A 16,784-nucleotide genomic window follows, 5' to 3' on the forward strand; every position below is an offset into this window, starting at 1 on the left:
TTTTTAGGTATGGACAAAGTATATATCTTTGATACAACTCTGAGGGACGGAGAACAAGCTCCTGGATTTTCCATGACAACTGAGGAAAAACTCCAGATGGCTTATCAACTCTCAAAACTCGGTGTAGATATTATAGAGGCAGGCTTTGCAGCTGCATCCAAGGGAGATTTTGAAAGCGTCAAACTTATATCTGAAGAAATTGACGGTCCTGTAGTATGTTCGCTTGCGAGAGCTTTGGAAAAGGATATAGAGCTTGCAGGTGAAGCTCTAAAACATGCAAAGCGAAAAAGGATACACACCTTCATAGCTACGTCCGAAATACACATGAAATACAAACTTCGCATGTCTCCAGAAGATGTTCTTGATAGAGCAAAAAGGGCTGTAAGGTACGCAAGGAGATTTACTGACGAAGTTGAATTTTCTTGTGAAGATGCTACGAGAAGTCAGCGGGAGTTCCTATACAGAGTTATAGAAACCGCTATAAAAGCTGGAGCGAACGTTATAAACATACCTGATACGGTAGGTTATGCATTACCTGAGGAGTTTGCAAAACTCATAGAGGACATAAAAAACAACGTACCGAACATAGATAAAGCTATCATCAGCGTACATTGTCATGATGATCTGGGTTTAGCTGTAGCTAACTCCCTTATGGCTGTAAAGCACGGTGCAAGACAGGTGGAGTGTACGATAAACGGTATAGGTGAAAGAGCGGGGAACGCTGCTCTTGAAGAGATAGTTATGGCTCTTAAAGTACGCAAAGACTTTTTTGAAGGATTATACACTGAAGTAAAAACTAAGGAGATATACAAAACGAGTAGGCTACTATGTAGGATCACTGGATCTTTCGTTCAACCTAACAAAGCTGTAGTTGGGGATAATGCCTTTGCTCATGAATCTGGTATACATCAGCACGGTGTTTTGGCACATCCGCTTACTTACGAAATAATGAATCCGGAAGACGTTGGTTTTCCATCTACAAGAATAATACTCGGCAAACACTCTGGAAGGCACGCGCTTAAACGTAGGTTAAGCCAACTTGGATTTAATTTCAGCGATGAAGATATAGACAGAATCTTTGAAAAGTTCAAAAGTCTTGCTGACAAAAAGAAAGAGGTTTACGATGAAGACATTGAAGCGCTCATATATGAAGAGTTCCTGAAGGTGGAAGAGGAAGAACCCATAAAGGTCATGCACTATCAGGTTCAAACTGGTGACAACCTTCTTCCTACAGCTACAGTCATACTTACCTTCAAGGGTGAGGAAAGAACCGCAACTTCTACAGGAAACGGTCCTGTGGATGCTGTAATAAAAGCTATACAGAAAGCTCTCGGGCTTGAACCCAAACTTCTTGACTTTTCCATAAAAGCCTTAACTCCAAATACTGATGCACAGGCTGAGGCGAGACTTGTTATAGAGCTTGATGATTTAAAAGCTTCCGGTAGAGGTGTGGATACGGATATAATAAAGGCAAGTGTAAGCGGATTTGTGGATGCTCTAAATAGGGTGATGATGAGAAGGAGCTACATACTTTCTAAGGGGAGGGTAAGAGAAGAAGGAACGATCTAAAATATACATCATGCAACAGCTGATAATAATTGGTGGAGGACCTGCAGGCATATCAGCAAGTATATATGCTTCAAGAAAGAAAATGGACTTTTTGCTTTTAACGCGAGAAGTGGGTGGACAGGTAATAAAAGCTGGAGAGATAGAAAATTATCTTGGGTACGCTATGGTGGATGGTATAGCCTTCGTAGAGAAGATGATAGAACAAATGCGAAAGCTCGATGTGGAACCTGTATTAGATGAAGTCATCAACGTAGAAAGGACTGTTGATGGCTTTGGGGTAAAAACGATCTCAGGTAAATATTACGAAGCAAAAACCATCCTTTTTTGTACAGGTGCGGAACACAGAAGATTAAACGTGCCGGGAGAGAAAGAATATACGGGAAGAGGAGTATCTTACTGTTACACATGTGATGCCCCCTTTTTTAAAGATGTAGATGTTGTGGTTATAGGAGGAGGAAACTCCGGATTTGAAGCTGCGCAACAACTCACCAATTACGCATCGCAGGTGTATCTCGTAGAGATATCTGATAAGTTTGTCGCTGACGAGGTTCTAAAGGAAAAAGTGCTTTCAAGCCGTAAGGTTAAACCTATGTTGAGGCACAGGATTTTGGAAATAAGGGGTGATGTAAAGGGTGTGAAGGAGGTCCTTTTGGAAGATCTTGAAAAAAGAAGAATATACAGCATTAAGGTAGAAGGTGTGTTTGTAGAGATCGGCTTAAAGCCAAACTCTGAGTTAGCCAAAGATCTTGGAGTTTTAACTACCCAAAGAGAGGAGATCATAATAGATTGTAATAACAGGACATCAGAAAAGGGTGTGTACGCAGCTGGGGATTGCACCAATATTTTCGCAAAACAGATCATAACCGCTGCAGGAGAAGGAGCTAAAGCCCTCTTATCTATTTATCATGACCTTACTTACGGAATAAGTTCGTGGATTTAAGGGAGTATAATATATAACCATGTCCGCTATAAAGCAGGTCAAAGCGAGAGAAGTTTTGGATTCTAGAGGTAATCCTACGGTAGAAGTGGAGGTATTTTTAGAATCCGGGGCTGTAGGCAAAGCGATAGTACCCAGCGGGGCGTCTACAGGCGAAAAGGAAGCCATTGAACTCAGGGATCATGATCCAAAAAGATACTTAGGTAAAGGTGTTTTAAGAGCAGTAGATAACGTCAACAGCCTGATAGCTAAAGAGATCATAGGTCTTGAGGCTCAAAACCAGAAAGAGATAGATGATATACTCATAGCTATTGATGGAACACCTAACAAAAGCAGGTTAGGAGCAAATGCCATTTTAGGGGTAAGTATGGCTGTAGCAAAGGCATCTGCGCAAGAGTTGGGTATAGGGCTATACAGATATCTTGGTGGTATAAGTGCCAACAAACTACCAGTCCCTCTTATGAACGTGATAAACGGGGGAGTTCACGCTGATAACCCCTTAGATATACAGGAATTTATGATAGTTCCAGTAGGTGGTAGGAGTTTTTCCGAGTCCCTAAGAATGGGTGTTGAAACATTTCACACACTTAAAAATCTTTTGAGGGACAAAGGATATTCTACCAACGTTGGAGATGAAGGAGGTTTTGCACCAAATCTTGAAAGCACAGAAAAGGCTCTTGATATGCTCATGCTTGCTATAGAGAAGGCTGGGTATATCCCCGGTGAGGATATACTTATAGCTATCGATGCAGCTTCTTCAGAATTTTATTATGAAGATGAACTTTATCACTTGGAAGGAAAAAAGTTGAATAATGAGGAACTTTGTCAGTTTTATCTTCATCTTGTGGAAAATTATCCCGTAGTTTCCATTGAAGATCCTATGGCTGAAGATGACTGGAGAGGTTGGAAAATGATAACCCAGCTTTTAGGGAATAGGATCCAGCTTGTAGGTGATGACCTCTTTGTTACCAACGCAGAAATACTCTCAGAGGGAATAAAGAAAGGTGTTGCAAACGCCATACTCGTAAAGCTTAATCAGATAGGTACTGTTTCGGAAACGTTAAGGACTATAAGTTTAGCTAAGGAGAGGGGTTACGCTGTAATAGTATCTCATAGATCCGGTGAAACGGAAGATACATTTATATCTCATCTTGCTGTAGGTACGAATAGTGGTCAGATAAAGACGGGGTCAGCATCCAGAACGGATAGAATAGCTAAGTATAATGAGCTTTTGAGAATAGAGGAGGATCTTGAAAATGCGGCGAGGTTTGGAGGGAAGGAGGAGTTTTGGAGATTTCTCTCCTGATCTCCTTCCATTTATTTTTATGCTTTTGCTTATAATTTTAACAATTTATAATTTGTTTTTCAGTACCTTCAATATTTTTAAGGTGTTAAAAATGGAGAGGTCTATACAAAGCATTGATAGGAGACTGGAAGAGAACAAAAGCAAGAATGATAAACTTGAAAGTATGCTCGAGCTTGTTAAAAAAAATCCGAACGCTTATAAAGAGAAGTTCATAAGGGAATATTTACAGCTCCAAAAAAGCGACGAGAGAATAATACTTTTTAGTGATGATGGAATCTGAAAGGGACATTCATTTTATGAAGAGAGCTTTGGAGCTTGCAAAACTCAGGAAAGGTTTAACACACCCTAATCCCACAGTGGGTTGTGTTATAGTTAAAGATGGAAAGATAGTGAGCGAAGGGTATCACGAGAAGGCAGGCATGCCTCACGCTGAAGTTGTGGCTCTTGAAAGAGCTGGGAAAGAAGCAGAAGGATCTACCGTTTACGTAACCTTAGAACCGTGCAGTCATCATGGAAGGACTCCACCATGCACCGATGCCTTAATAAGGGCTAAGGTCAAGAGAGTAGTGATAGCTACACCAGATCCGAATCCACTAGTGTCAGGTAAAGGAATTTGGAAGCTCAAAAGCGCAGGTATAGAGGTAAGTATAGGAATCCTTGAAGAAGAAGCAAAAGAACTGAATGAGGACTTTTTCACGTACATAACATTAAAAAGACCTTTCGTTACAGTAAAGCTGGCTCAAAGTATAGATGGGTGCATAGCTACAAAACATGGAGAGAGCAAATGGATAACAAACGAAGAAAGCAGGGTATTTGCTCACAGACTACGGGCGCAAGCCACTGCAGTTCTCGTAGGTATAAATACTGTGGTAAGGGACGATCCATCTTTGACGATCAGGGCTTTCTTCTGGGAGAGACAACCTATCAGGATAGTACTTGATCCAATGCTTAGAATACCCTTGAGTTCAAAGCTTGTGAAGGAAAAAAGCGCAAAAACTTGGATTATAACAGCTTCGGAAAATAGAGAAAAGATAGAGTTTTTGGAGAGTCAGGGTGTAGAGGTGCTTTTAGCTCCAGTGGAAGATGGAAAGTTAAAGCTGGATGAGGTTTTGAGGGAACTTTACTTTCGGGAAGTTATGCATCTCCTCGTGGAAGGTGGGAGTATAACAGCTACGAGTTTTATAAAGGATAATCTTTATGATAGGCTTTTTGTTTTTGTTGCACCGATCATAATTGGTGATGGGTTGAGCATAGGCTACACAGGTGTTGAAAGGCTTCAAGATGCAAAAAGACATATGCTGAAAAACATATACAGGTTTGGACACGACCTGGGATTGGAGTATAAAAGAGTATGAAGATAGTCTTTATGGGTACGTCTTCCTACGCTGTACCGAGCCTTACAGCCATCTTTGAAAACTTTGGAGTTATAGGAGTTGTAACTCAACCGGATAAACCTGCACACAGGGGTCAAAAGCTTACGCCTCCGCCAGTTAAAGTGATGGCTATGCATTTGAATGTCCCTGTATATCAACCTGAGAAAAAAAGCCAGATTGAGGAACTCCTCCTTAGATTAAAACCCGATTGCGTTGTGGTTGTGGCTTATGGAAAGATACTGACCAGAAGCATTCTTGAGATCCCGCGCTATGGCTGTATAAACCTTCACGCATCGCTTCTGCCCAAGTACAGAGGACCAGCGCCTATACAAAGATGTCTGATGTCTGGTGAAAATCTGACAGGAAATACTGTGATCCTTATGGACGAAGGCATGGATACCGGAGACATACTGAGTGCGGAAAGCTTAAAAATAGAAGAGGATGATGACTATGTGAGTTTGGCTGAAAAGCTATCCGTACGAGGTGCTAAACTCCTAATTGATACATTAAAAAAGTGGTTTGAAGGAGAGATAACACCTACAGCACAGATGCACGAACAAGCCACTTACGCACCACCTATTATGAGGGAAGAGTACCGCATATGCTGGAAAGCGCCTGCTCAAAGCGTAAAGGACAGAATAAGAGCGCTTTATCCTGACTGCTATGCCTTTCTTGAAGGAGGTGAGAGGATAAAGATCCTCAAGGTGAAGGTTTGCCAAGAGAAGGGTGAGCCTGGGGAGGTTATACACAGAAAAAAGCTTCAAGTTGCTTGCGGTGAGGGTTGTGTTGAAGTACTTGAGCTTATAAATCCAAAAGGTAAAAAAGTGAGCGGTGAAGATTTTATGAGAGGCTATAACCCCAAAAACCTGATTTAAGAGCTTGATCCTGGAAGGATATATCTTAACTTCAAAATCATGAAAAAAGGACCTAACATAAGCCTCATACTGGAGAGTTTTCAGAATTTAGAAAAAGCTTATGTAGATTTAAAGAAAAATCTCTCCCTTCCAAAGGAAGAGTTTATCAACAACAAACTTGTTCTTGACAAGGTTCGTGTGGACTTTAATCTAGCTTTTGAAAGTAGTATGAGACCTTGCAGGCATCTCTCAACCCTTTATGGGTTAAAAACCACATCAAAGGATTGTCTAATTAAGCTTGCTGAGTATATAGGGATGGAAGACATACAGACTCTGCAGAGCTTTACAGATTTTTATTTCAAATACAGAGACCTCAAAGATACAGTTTCACCTGAGGAACTTTACGAATTTCTTAAGGAACATCTTGTAGTTTTTAAAAAGTACGCTCAAGCGGTGGTGGAGTATGTTAAAAAAAGCACGGGCAATTATCTGCTCATTGACTTTGATCTTCTCAACGAAAAGGCAAAGCACTTGAAAGAATCTATAAAAAAGATTGAGTTTGTTTTATCTCAAGGGATTGAGGAGTTTAGATCAAAACCTATGTATTATGATAGGGTAAAGTACTTTTATCAAGTTGCGTACGATAGCCTCTTTGACATATGTAAGCACCTTGCCCCTAAATTTGGTATAAAAAAGTTTGGAGATGACTGTCTTTCTAAGCTTATAGAGATCGGAGTTATACAGCAAGATTATTACATGGATGTTTTCAAGATGACACAGCTCAAAAATAAGCTTATAAGCACATGGGAGGTATCCCCTGACGAACTCTACATATCGCTTCACGAACTCAAAGACAAGTTTGAACCAGTTATGAAAGAGATATCAAAAAGTTTAAAAAGACTCCTTGAGGAGAAGGCAAGAGGTGGTAAAAGCTGAATTTTAAAGGTGGACAAATCTTCACGAAAGTTTATTATTTAAGCTATGAAGGTCTTTGATTTGGACAGTGCCAGAGAGTTGCTTACTCTCATAAAACCCCTTGTTGAGGCTATTAACATAAAAAGGGAAGAACTATATTCTCTGTATACGAGCATTGAAGAAGAAGAAGACAAGCTTGAGAAGCTTTATATGGAAAGTCAGACAAGAGAGCTTGATGCGGAAATAAGACAGTGCTTTCAGAAAATAGAAGCTCTTGGGGGTGTTATAAAAGGTACAGATCCTATACTGATAGATTTTCTCTCCTTTTATCAGAACAGATACATATGGCTATGCTGGAAGGAAGATGAAGATACTATACTTTACTGGCACGAGCTTGACGAAGGTTTTGCCGGAAGGAAACCTATAGAGCTTCTTAAAGAAGGTATTTCTGGATATTTCTGAACGCAAAACCCATTTTAGGTGGTATAATTCTAATCACTATGTTTCAGGGTTCAATAGTTGCGCTTATAACACCTTTTAAAGATGGTGAGGTAGATTACAGTGCTTTGGATCAGCTCGTTGAGTTTCATATAAACAACCATACGGATGGCATAGTAGTTTGTGGTACTACGGGTGAGTCAGCAACCCTAACTTTTGAAGAACACGAAAGGGTGATAGAACATGTGGTCAAAAGCGCAAAGGGAAGAATAAAGGTTATAGCTGGAACGGGCGCAAATGCTACACACGAAGCTATTGAACTTACAGCTCACGCAAAGCGTGTAGGAGCAGATGCCTGTTTGTTAGTTGTGCCTTATTATAACAAGCCCACTCAAGAAGGTATATACAGACACTTTAAAACTATAGCTGATGAGGTAGATATCCCTATGATCATATACAATATACCATCAAGGACAGGTATAGAGATATCACCGGAAACTCTTTACAGGCTTGTGAGAGACTGTTCCAACATAATTGGCTCAAAGGAATCAACTCCCAGTATGGACAGAATTTCTGAGATCTTTAAACTTTTGGGGGATAACTTTACCGTACTATCAGGTGACGATTCTCTTACACTGCCTATGATGGCGCTCGGCGCAAAAGGGGTAATATCCGTAGCTAACAATATAGTACCCAGAGAAGTAAAAAGTATGGTTGATTACGCTTTAAAAGGTGATTTCAAAAAGGCTATGGAGCTTCACTATTACCTTTTTGATCTTTTTAAGATACTTTTCGTGGAGACAAATCCCATACCGATAAAAACCGCCTGCTGGGCGCTTGGAATGTGCGAAAAAGAGTTCAGGCTCCCTATGTGTGAGATGAAGCCAGAAAACGAGAGTAAGCTTATAGAAATTCTCAAGAGATACAATCTCCCCATAGTGAGAGGATAATATGTCAAGGTTTTTGCTCTTCCTAAACTCCTTCTACCTTGGTTTGGGTGTCTTCTTCAGCTTCTATGTGGCACCTACACTTTTTAAAGTGCTTGAGAAGGAACAGGCTGGAAGGGTTGTTGAAAAGATATTTCCTGTGTACTTTGGTATAGGACTTTTTATAATGGTGTTTTCTCTCCTTTCGGGTTTTAAGCTGGGTAAGTGGGTTATACTTTTGCTAACTTTAAACCTTCTTGTACTTGCCTTTCAAGAGTTTTATGTACTTCCCTTATCGCATCAACTCAAACTTACGGATTATCAATCCTTTATGAAATGGCACGGCATATCCATGGTCTTGAATCTGGTCAACCTCCTGACAGTTTTCGTTCTTTGTCTTCTTCTCCTCAGGAAATGATAGAGATAGTTCTGTCCAAGATTCCTGTACCTAAGAGCAATCGCTACGTGCGAAAAAAAGGCGGGAAGGTCTTTAAACCACCGAGGGTAAAAAACTGGGAGGTTCGGGCTATGTGGGAAATATCTCAGCAGTATAGAGGAAAACCCTTGGAAGGAAGGCTCTCCATGGATGTCCTTTTGGTACTTCCTAACAACAGAAAAAGAGATATAGATAACATGTTAAAGAGCCTATGGGACATCCTTGAAAAGGCTGGAGTCATAAAAAACGATAACCAAATATACGAGATAAGGACAGTTAAAAAGGTTGTAAAAGGTCAGGAAGGTACGGTAATAAGGATAAAGGAATACATAGAGGATCACTGAGTATTTTTAAGATATTCGGTGGGATCTAAGGGAACACCGTCCTTAGTTCTGAGTTCAAAGTGGAGCATGCACTCTTGAGAATTGTTCTTGTTGCCTACGGTTGCTATCTCTTGCCCTTTACTGACGCTATCCCCCCTTTTTACCAAATTTTTAGAGTTGTACGCATAAAGGGATATAAAGTCTTTGTGTTCTACGATCACCATGTTTCCATAAGCTTGAAGGTCACCACCACTGTATATAACTTTTCCATCGTCAACGCTCCTTATAGGTTGTCCACAGTCAGCCAATATATCCACGCCCCTTGTGGACTTTACCATCTTTCCATCAACGGGCATAGGTATGCTACCTTTTGAGATCTTTACTTCGGTGGGTTGGGTCTCCTTTTCCTCCGGTAAATTTGCCATGGATCTTCCGCCGATCTCCGAAGATTTTTCCTCCTTAACAAGCGCAGGCTTCCCCTCTACAGGGATATTTATTACCTTGCCCGCTACGAGCTTTCCGCTTTTTAGACGGTTTGCTTTCATGATCTCTTTTTCGGAAACACCGTACCTTTCTGCTATAGATCTTAAAGTCTCACCTCGCCTCACTCTGTGCTTCACGTAATGTACGCTGGGCTTTTTTGCTTCCATCTTAGGTACTTTTATCTTTGTACCCTTACTCAAAAATTTTCCCTTTAACTCTGGATTTAGCTTCTCAAGCTCTTTAAGTGGTACACCAAGCATCTTTGATACATCCTTTAGCCTACCACCTCTTTTTATTGTGTAAATTTCGTACTCTTGTTTTACTTCCTCTCGCTCAGGTATTCTTATTTTTGTGCCTTTTTTAAGCCATACCCCTTTATACTCCGGGTTTAACTTTTCCAGTGTCTTTAATGGAATGCCCAATTTCTTTGATACGTGTTCGAGTTTTCCTCCGCGCTCAACTGTGTAAAATTCATAACCACCTTCCTCTTTGGTCGCTTCTTTCTCTTTTCCCGTTTCCATCTTAGGTATCTTCACCTTTGTACCCTTGCTTAAAAATTTGCCTTTGTATTCAGGATTTAGAGACTCTAACTCTCCAAGAGGTATACCGAGCCTTTTGGATATATCTTTCAGCCTTGCGCCTTTATGTACTGTATAATAACTATAGCTCTCTTCAGCTTTCTCGCTTTTGACAAACTTTTTGTGCGGTATCTTTATTTTTTGACCCTCAAGTACGTGTTCTGACTTTAGGTTATTAAATTCTACAAGCTCCTTTACGCTTACGTGGAACTTTTTACTTATCTTCTCAAGAGTATCCCCTTTTTTCACTGTGTACTCTGTGTATTGCTGTTTGCCCTTTTTTACAGGTATACATATTTTCTCACCCGCTCTTATCCTTTTAGTGTCAAGGTTTTTATTGCTACTGATTATAGCATCAACGCTCACACCTTTCTTTTTAGCTATATCCGACAGAGTATCACCTTTTTGAACTTTATAGTATTCGCATTCAACACCATAGGCAAAACTCAGCATTGCACTAATACCTAACGCTAAAACCTCTTTCTTCATCTTTTACCACCTCCTTTTTTATTTCCAGAAGTTCCACCCTTGAGAGAGGTGGACCATCGGAAAGTTTTTTTAGAAAATCCCATACAGTATCTTTATCTCCCTGTACGAATACTTCAACCCTACCATCAGGCATATTCCTCACCCATCCGTCAAGACCGTAACTTTCAGCGAGGGTTCTTGTATAAGCTCTAAAACCTACTCCCTGAACGATCCCACTTATGTAAACCCTGTAGGCAACCATAAAATAATTTTATCTTATTAAAAAGCTTCCTTGGATCTCACTTCTTCAATAAGATTACCTTTCTCATCATAAATTCTCATTAAGGCTTTCGTTTTCCTTATCTGCGTTTCAGATCTTATAACACCTCCCTTATACTGTACCCATCTCTGCCTTAGTCCATCTTGAGTAAAGTATATCTCCGATCTGAAATCCCCGCTTGCGATAACCATCTTACACCAATTTATATCTTCGTAATCTACTATGCCCTCAATGGTTATGTTAGTAACACCGCTGAGGACAATACCTCTTGGACACCAACTGCTTGTAACCTCTTTACCCGTATAAGTGCTTCTCTCTTTGCACGAAAAGACCAAAAGGGAGATAATTAGGAGAATTAACCATTTACGCATGAACACATTATACACTATAAGGCTTATATTTTTATTCATGGTTCAGATAATAGTTGCACCGCATGCAGGATTCTGTTTCGGAGTAAAGAGAGCTATAAATATTGCAGAGCAGTCTTCAGATCTTTCCAGACAGGGCAGAAAAGTTTTCACTATGGGACCCCTCATACATAATCCTCAAGAGGTGGGTAGACTCAGAAGTCAGGGTGTTGAACTTTTGATATCAGAAGATAGCTTAAAAAGAGGAGATACAGTCATAATAAGGTCACACGGCATACCCCCTCAAAAGGAAAGACATCTGAGGGCTTTGGGTATCAACGTGATAGATGCTACATGTCCTTACGTGAAGGCTGTACATGAAGCTGTTATGAAGCTCTCTAAGGAAGGATACTTTGTGGTGCTTGTAGGAGAAAAGAATCATCCTGAGGTAATAGGTACATTAGGCTATCTCCAGGAAGTTGGTGGAAAGGGTATCGTAGTTGAAAATAGGGATGATCTTAAAGCTGTTCTCGGTAAAGATAAGGTAGGCATAGTCGCACAGACAACACAAAACGAGCATTTTTTTAAAGAGGTAGTTGGGGAAATAGTACTTTGGGCTAAAGAAGTGAAAGTTATAAACACAATATGTAACGCTACGTCTGAGAGACAAGAGGATGTTTATGAGCTTGCACCTCATGTTGATGTTATGATCGTAATAGGTGGTAAAAACAGTGGAAACACAAGAAGGCTTTATGAAATATCGAAAAACCTAAATCCGAAAAGTTATCACATAGAAACAGCACAGGAGCTTTGTGGTGAGTGGTTTGAAGGAACAAAAAAAATAGGGATCACCGCAGGTGCTTCTACGCCAGACTGGATCATAAGAGAAGTAGTGGAAAAAATAGAAAAGATGTGTTTCTCAAAAGTATGATAGGCAAAAAGGAAAAAGCCGAGTTTACAAAGCTGGTAATACTAAATACAGCCAAAAAACTCTTCGTAGAGAAAGGATATTTTAATACCAGTATAAGAGATATAGCCAAGGAAGCCGATCTTAGTACGGGTGCAGTTTATCATCACTTTGGAAGCAAAGAAGAAATAGCAAGTGTTATATACAGGGAAACCTTAAATAGAATTAAAGACTTGATACAATCGGCTATAAGGGAAGGTGGAACAGCCAAGGAGCGTATAAGAAATATTGTTAAAAAGCTTTTTTATATGGCTGAAAAAGATAGATACACGATGGAGTATGCTCTTTATATAAAGCACAGGGAAATTATAGACACACCTATATGTTCCTCAGAACCTTACGAAATAATAAAAGACTGGCTTACAAAAGAAATCGACAATAAAAGTATAAAGTTAGCAGACGGAGATATGTTGGCGATACTTTTTACAGGCACTATAATAAGGTTCATGCAGTTGAGATGGGATGATATCATAAAGGAGAGTTTGGAGAGCTACTCGGATAAAGTTACTGAATTTTTATGGGAATTACTGAGAAGATAATTTTTTTTACACTTTCTTGACATACCGAACGTTCGGTATTACAATAAGGAGCAGGAGGTAAGAAAAGATGAAAAGGATGTCTATGATAGTGAGGCAAGACGCCTATGATCTTGTGCTTACACCTTTCGCCTTTGCTTATTTGGGAGCATCTGAATACGATGAGGTTAATATGCTTTTCGTTAACTGGGCGGTAAGGCTTTTGACCAAACAGGGGGTTGAAGCGATTAAACCTTCTGCGGACCATGCAGGTACAGCGATAGAGTTGATAGAAGAGCGGGTTTCTTCAGTCGGCTTACCCGCGGACATATACGGTATCATAAGAAAACTCAAGGAAACTGGTAAAGTGAATATATACGCTTGTAGCCTCGCTGCACAGATATTTGGGGTTGAGGAGAAAGATCTTTTACCGGAAGTTGACGGTATGGTTCATGCTATATGGTTCTTAAAGGAGAAGGTTGATCCGTCAACAGTTTTTATGCAGTGGTAAATGTATTAAAATAAACTTTATGGTGATCTTAGCATTGATGATTTTTTTCTTGATGCCTGTCTTGGGTGCAGATTTGTATTCGGAATTTATCAAAGAGAGGGTCAAGGAAATACCTTTAAATAAAGCTATAGTGGTGGGAAATGGGAAGAATAGGCTCATAACCTTCATAAATCCTGACTGCCCTCACTGTAGGAAAGAGTGGAAAGAACTGAGACCTCATCTTGGCAAAGTGAAGCTTTACATTTTCCTTTTCCCTTTCAAGACAGCTCCAGAGAGCTATCCAAAAGCGTTTTACATAGCATGTTCAAAAGATAAAGTAAAAGCCTTAGATGAGGTGCTTTCGGGTAAGTTTGATGGAAATCCGCCTAAGGTAAAAGAGTGTCCTCTGGTTTACGAACATGTAAATATAGCGCAGGAGCTGGGAGTTCAGGCAACACCTTACAACATAGTGCTTAAAGACTATAGAGTCATAGAAGGCTACAATCCGGAACTTCTCAATATGTTAGGCATAAAATGATAGTTGTGGTAATGGGTCTTTCTGGAAGTGGTAAATCCTTTATAGCGAAGATATTGCACGAAGAGTTTGGTTTTGAGTGGATAAGAAGTGATGCTATAAGGAAGGAATTGGCAGGTGTAGAAGAAGGAAGGCATGTAAAGGTCGGTTTCGGTGAAGGCATATATTCAGAAGATTGGACGAAGAGGGTCTATCAGGAAATGATAAAAAGAGCTGAACAAATTCATTCTCGTGGTAAAGATGTGGTACTTGATGCAACATTCCTGAAAGATTGGCAAAGGAATATGGTAAAAGAGCATTTTAAAAATGCGATATTTTTACTCACTCAAGCGCGGGAAGAAGAGATAAAGAGGAGACTTTCAAAAAGAGAAGATATATCAGACGCTGACTTTAGTGTGTATCTAAAACAGAAGGAGATCTTTGAAGAACCTAAGGAAGCTATAGTTATAAATACTCAAAAAGGAAGAGAAGAGATCAAGGCTGAGCTACAGAAGATTCTCGGAATATCTTATCCATAAGGCAATCCAAAGCCATACTAAGCCCTTCGTCACCTTTAGCTTTTATCACACAATCGGGAAGGATCCCCTTGTCATCCGTTATATTTCTACCATCTGGAAGCTTCATCTCGAAGGTAACAAGTCTGAGTATGTCACCGCAATTGTCTAACTGGTACATGTTACTGCCCACATACTTACCCACAGTTAGTTCACCTGCAACAATAGCTTTATCGTAAACCTTGAGTAGTACTGTGAGAAGCTCCGCAGCCGAGGCTGTCCAGCGATTTACAAAAACCAACAATGGTTTACTAAGGATAGGTTCACCACTCTTAAATTCGTATATGTCTGGTCCACCGTTTCTTGATTCCAAATAAAACATTACACCTTCTCCCCTGATTAACATGTCAGCTATAGCTTTAGTTACAGATATCAGTCCACCACCGTTATCTCTCAGATCAAGTAAGAGGGCATCTATATTCTGAGAGTTTAAGAATTCCAAAGCTTTCCTGAACTCTTCTACTGCGGGATTTGTAAAGTTCGTTAAGGCTATGTATCCTATCCTCTTATGATCCAGCAGGATCACCCTCACATCCTCAACAGGTGGTACGGTAAATTCACCTTTAATTATACGGAAATCAAGAACTGTGTTCCCTCTTTTTACGCTAACATTCAGAGTGCTACCAATCTGCACGTTTCTTATGGTTTGACTCCAGAGATTTTTCTCCTTTACACCATTTACGGAAATTATAATATCTCCTTCCTTTAGTCCAGCTTTTTCCGCAGGAGATCCCCTAAAAACACGCTTTATCTGTCCATCTTCATCCCACCTTATCCCTATCCCATACATCTTTGCCTTAGAGTACCAAAGCCTATCTTCCTCAAGCTTAGTTATTGCAGTCCATCTGTCACCATTTTTTCTTAGATACATGATGGCTTCGTCAAGGCTTCCCCACTCTACGCCATCCACTCTATCTTTCCACAAATAATACTTATTGATGAACTCTTTAAATCTGCTCAAAGCCTCTTCCTTTGAACACGTTTCCTGAGAATAAGCTATGTGTAAGATAAAAAACAGAAGGATCAGCGGAATACTCATACTGTTAGGTAAGAAAATATAAAGCAGGTTGACATTTTTTGCAAGAGCTTTATTTTAATAACTCCAAACAATCTCTTTTAGGAGGCAGGCATGTACTATGTAGCCGAGGTGATAAACGATGAGTGCAGTAAGTATAATTGCAAGCAGTGTACCCTGTTCTGTCCTGAACCCAATACCCTTATGTACACGGATGAGGAACATCATGCCTACGTTGTTCAAGATAGGTGTAAGGGTTGTGCCTTGTGCGTTTATGTCTGCGTTAACCTTCTCAAGCGCAACGCCATACATATGATAATGCCGGAAGTACATGTGGAAAAGTAAGCTATGGCTAATAGGAAGTGTTTTCTTGAAATTTTTAAAGCTTTTTTAAGGAGGTAAGTTATGGCAACACTTGGACCGAGCGGTTTTTCACCCTATCCAGTAGCTGTTTACGAGAGTGTTTTAAATCCACCGCCGGGTAAAGCCCTCATGTTTAATGAGATAGTAGATGAAGAGGTGGCAATGCGAGAAGCTGCCAAGGCTATGCTCACGAGACCAAACCCCACCATATTTCCTGGACCTCAGGTGCTTTACGCATGGAACGAGGAGGCTAAAGAAAAGGCAAAACTCGTGAGGGAAATGGCACAAGTTTTAGGAGCTAAGATCATTCCCATGTACGACTATAGACCTAAATATCCTAAGATAAATCCGGCAGTTGAGATAAACCCTAATCACCCCAACCTCACCATATGGCATAACAAAATAAAAGCTTGTATCTTTGTAGGGGTTCATTGTCATTATGCGAATGTAGCCCTTAAGATAATAAGGGCAGAGACCGACTGTTTCACCATAGCCATGTGTGGTATGGCAGGACATGAAGATGCCATGATAACCCTCAGAGACCAGCATGTGGAAGAAATGGAAAAGTTCATAAAGATAGCTCAAGAGGTTAAAAAGGAACTCGGGAAATGAAAACCACAGAAAAACTTTGGACTTATGAAGAATATCTGAAGTTAGGGGAAGACAAAGGATATGAAATAATTGAAGGGGAGCTTCTTGAAATGCCAGTGCCGAGCATAATACATCAAAGAGGTGTAAAGAAACTGCTAAAAAAACTTGACAAATTTGTGGAAGCAAAGAAAGTTGGCGAGGTCTTTGTATCTCCAGTAGATGTTGTTTTGTCTGAAATCTTAATCCTCCAACCAGACATATTTTTTATATCGGAGGAAAAGAAGGGCTTTAAGAGGGATGTGGAAGACAAAAGAAAGCTATACGCTCAGCATGACATAAAAGAATACTGGCTTGTTTTTCCAGAGGAGAAGGTAATAGAAGTTTTGAGTTTACAAGGAAAGGAATATGAAGTCTATTCCTGCGCTTATGAGAAGGGTAAGGTATGCTCTAAGCTCTTAGAGGGCTTTTGTGTAGAGCTTGAGGAGGTCTTTTCATGACATTAATCATCCAATCTATCACAC

23 protein-coding genes are annotated in these 16,784 nt (G+C 40.1%); 19 read left to right on the forward strand and 4 right to left on the reverse strand.

What is annotated here, in order from left to right; genetic code table 11:
* The first annotated feature begins 9 nt into the window (after positions 1 to 9).
* The 11 genes from leuA to ABWK04_07645 are packed head-to-tail and all read left to right on the forward strand — an operon-like array spanning position 10 to position 9,098.
* A complete protein-coding gene (gene leuA, locus ABWK04_07595; protein MEZ0361736.1) occupies positions 10 to 1,569 on the forward strand; it encodes a 2-isopropylmalate synthase in 1,560 nt (519 codons plus the stop codon).
* A gap of 10 nt (positions 1,570 to 1,579) precedes the next feature.
* Positions 1,580 to 2,509, forward strand: a complete 930-nt coding sequence (locus ABWK04_07600) for an FAD-dependent oxidoreductase (GenBank protein MEZ0361737.1) — start codon at positions 1,580 to 1,582, stop codon at positions 2,507 to 2,509.
* 19 nt (positions 2,510 to 2,528) lie between these two features.
* Complete coding sequence (gene eno, locus ABWK04_07605; GenBank protein MEZ0361738.1) at positions 2,529 to 3,812, forward strand: phosphopyruvate hydratase; 1,284 nt, start codon at positions 2,529 to 2,531, stop codon at positions 3,810 to 3,812.
* Between the two features lie 19 nt (positions 3,813 to 3,831).
* Complete coding sequence (locus ABWK04_07610; protein ID MEZ0361739.1) at positions 3,832 to 4,092, forward strand: septum formation initiator family protein; 261 nt, start codon at positions 3,832 to 3,834, stop codon at positions 4,090 to 4,092.
* On the forward strand, positions 4,079 to 5,167 hold the full coding sequence (gene ribD, locus ABWK04_07615; GenBank protein MEZ0361740.1) for a bifunctional diaminohydroxyphosphoribosylaminopyrimidine deaminase/5-amino-6-(5-phosphoribosylamino)uracil reductase RibD: 1,089 nt from the start codon (positions 4,079 to 4,081) through the stop codon (positions 5,165 to 5,167). Before ABWK04_07610 ends, ribD begins: the two co-directional genes overlap by 14 nt.
* Positions 5,164 to 6,060 carry a methionyl-tRNA formyltransferase gene (gene fmt, locus ABWK04_07620; protein ID MEZ0361741.1) on the forward strand — a complete coding sequence of 299 codons (897 nt, stop codon included), beginning with the start codon at positions 5,164 to 5,166 and terminating at the stop codon, positions 6,058 to 6,060. The genes ribD and fmt overlap by 4 nt, the downstream gene beginning before the upstream one ends.
* Positions 6,061 to 6,099: 39 nt before the next feature.
* Positions 6,100 to 6,975: a DUF86 domain-containing protein gene (locus ABWK04_07625; GenBank protein ID MEZ0361742.1), complete on the forward strand. Its 876-nt coding sequence runs from the start codon at positions 6,100 to 6,102 to the stop codon at positions 6,973 to 6,975.
* 45 nt (positions 6,976 to 7,020) lie between these two features.
* The gene (locus ABWK04_07630) at positions 7,021 to 7,416 is read left to right on the forward strand and encodes a DUF2203 domain-containing protein (GenBank protein MEZ0361743.1); all 396 of its coding nucleotides are present in this window, start codon (positions 7,021 to 7,023) and stop codon (positions 7,414 to 7,416) included.
* 38 nt (positions 7,417 to 7,454) lie between these two features.
* On the forward strand, positions 7,455 to 8,342 hold the full coding sequence (gene dapA / locus ABWK04_07635) for a 4-hydroxy-tetrahydrodipicolinate synthase (GenBank protein ID MEZ0361744.1): 888 nt from the start codon (positions 7,455 to 7,457) through the stop codon (positions 8,340 to 8,342).
* 1 nt (position 8,343) lies between these two features.
* Entirely contained in the window at positions 8,344 to 8,736 is a 393-nt protein-coding gene (locus ABWK04_07640; GenBank protein ID MEZ0361745.1) for a DUF4149 domain-containing protein, read from the forward strand.
* Entirely contained in the window at positions 8,733 to 9,098 is a 366-nt protein-coding gene (locus tag ABWK04_07645; protein ID MEZ0361746.1) for a RusA family crossover junction endodeoxyribonuclease, read from the forward strand. The genes ABWK04_07640 and ABWK04_07645 overlap by 4 nt, the downstream gene beginning before the upstream one ends.
* Here ABWK04_07645 and ABWK04_07650 read toward each other — a convergent pair.
* The 3 genes from ABWK04_07650 to ABWK04_07660 are packed head-to-tail and all read right to left on the reverse strand — an operon-like array spanning position 9,092 to position 11,257.
* Positions 9,092 to 10,627: a LysM peptidoglycan-binding domain-containing protein gene (locus tag ABWK04_07650; GenBank protein MEZ0361747.1), complete on the reverse strand. Its 1,536-nt coding sequence runs from the start codon at positions 10,625 to 10,627 to the stop codon at positions 9,092 to 9,094. The genes ABWK04_07645 and ABWK04_07650 overlap by 7 nt on opposite strands.
* Entirely contained in the window at positions 10,596 to 10,868 is a 273-nt protein-coding gene (locus ABWK04_07655) for an acylphosphatase (GenBank protein MEZ0361748.1), read from the reverse strand. The genes ABWK04_07650 and ABWK04_07655 overlap by 32 nt, the downstream gene beginning before the upstream one ends.
* Positions 10,869 to 10,885: 17 nt before the next feature.
* Complete coding sequence (locus ABWK04_07660; protein ID MEZ0361749.1) at positions 10,886 to 11,257, reverse strand: hypothetical protein; 372 nt, start codon at positions 11,255 to 11,257, stop codon at positions 10,886 to 10,888.
* 37 nt (positions 11,258 to 11,294) lie between these two features.
* On the opposite strand from ABWK04_07660, the gene ispH reads away from it, so the two are divergent.
* The 5 genes from ispH to ABWK04_07685 all read left to right on the forward strand — a co-directional run bounded on the left by ispH (position 11,295) and on the right by ABWK04_07685 (position 14,258).
* Positions 11,295 to 12,164: a 4-hydroxy-3-methylbut-2-enyl diphosphate reductase gene (gene ispH / locus ABWK04_07665; protein ID MEZ0361750.1), complete on the forward strand. Its 870-nt coding sequence runs from the start codon at positions 11,295 to 11,297 to the stop codon at positions 12,162 to 12,164.
* A complete protein-coding gene (locus ABWK04_07670) occupies positions 12,161 to 12,739 on the forward strand; it encodes a TetR/AcrR family transcriptional regulator (GenBank protein MEZ0361751.1) in 579 nt (192 codons plus the stop codon). The genes ispH and ABWK04_07670 overlap by 4 nt, the downstream gene beginning before the upstream one ends.
* Before the next feature lie 67 nt (positions 12,740 to 12,806).
* A complete protein-coding gene (locus tag ABWK04_07675; GenBank protein ID MEZ0361752.1) occupies positions 12,807 to 13,226 on the forward strand; it encodes a hypothetical protein in 420 nt (139 codons plus the stop codon).
* Between the two features lie 19 nt (positions 13,227 to 13,245).
* Entirely contained in the window at positions 13,246 to 13,743 is a 498-nt protein-coding gene (locus ABWK04_07680; protein ID MEZ0361753.1) for a DsbC family protein, read from the forward strand.
* Positions 13,740 to 14,258: an AAA family ATPase gene (locus tag ABWK04_07685; protein ID MEZ0361754.1), complete on the forward strand. Its 519-nt coding sequence runs from the start codon at positions 13,740 to 13,742 to the stop codon at positions 14,256 to 14,258. Before ABWK04_07680 ends, ABWK04_07685 begins: the two co-directional genes overlap by 4 nt.
* Here ABWK04_07685 and ABWK04_07690 read toward each other — a convergent pair.
* Positions 14,215 to 15,333: a S41 family peptidase gene (locus ABWK04_07690; protein MEZ0361755.1), complete on the reverse strand. Its 1,119-nt coding sequence runs from the start codon at positions 15,331 to 15,333 to the stop codon at positions 14,215 to 14,217. The genes ABWK04_07685 and ABWK04_07690 overlap by 44 nt on opposite strands.
* A 90-nt stretch (positions 15,334 to 15,423) precedes the next feature.
* Between ABWK04_07690 and ABWK04_07695 the strand changes: the two genes are divergently transcribed.
* Genes ABWK04_07695 through ABWK04_07705 form a run of 3 tightly spaced genes read left to right on the forward strand, consistent with a single transcriptional unit; the run spans position 15,424 to position 16,760 of the window.
* Complete coding sequence (locus ABWK04_07695) at positions 15,424 to 15,654, forward strand: ferredoxin oxidoreductase (GenBank protein ID MEZ0361756.1); 231 nt, start codon at positions 15,424 to 15,426, stop codon at positions 15,652 to 15,654.
* 60 nt (positions 15,655 to 15,714) lie between these two features.
* Positions 15,715 to 16,284, forward strand: a complete 570-nt coding sequence (locus ABWK04_07700; protein MEZ0361757.1) for a carbon monoxide dehydrogenase beta subunit family protein — start codon at positions 15,715 to 15,717, stop codon at positions 16,282 to 16,284.
* On the forward strand, positions 16,281 to 16,760 hold the full coding sequence (locus ABWK04_07705) for a Uma2 family endonuclease (GenBank protein MEZ0361758.1): 480 nt from the start codon (positions 16,281 to 16,283) through the stop codon (positions 16,758 to 16,760). The genes ABWK04_07700 and ABWK04_07705 overlap by 4 nt, the downstream gene beginning before the upstream one ends.
* The last annotated feature ends 24 nt before the right edge of the window (positions 16,761 to 16,784 follow it).

The sequence above is a fragment of the Hydrogenobacter sp. genome (assembly GCA_041287335.1).
Taxonomy (GTDB): Bacteria; Aquificota; Aquificia; order Aquificales; family Aquificaceae; genus Hydrogenobacter.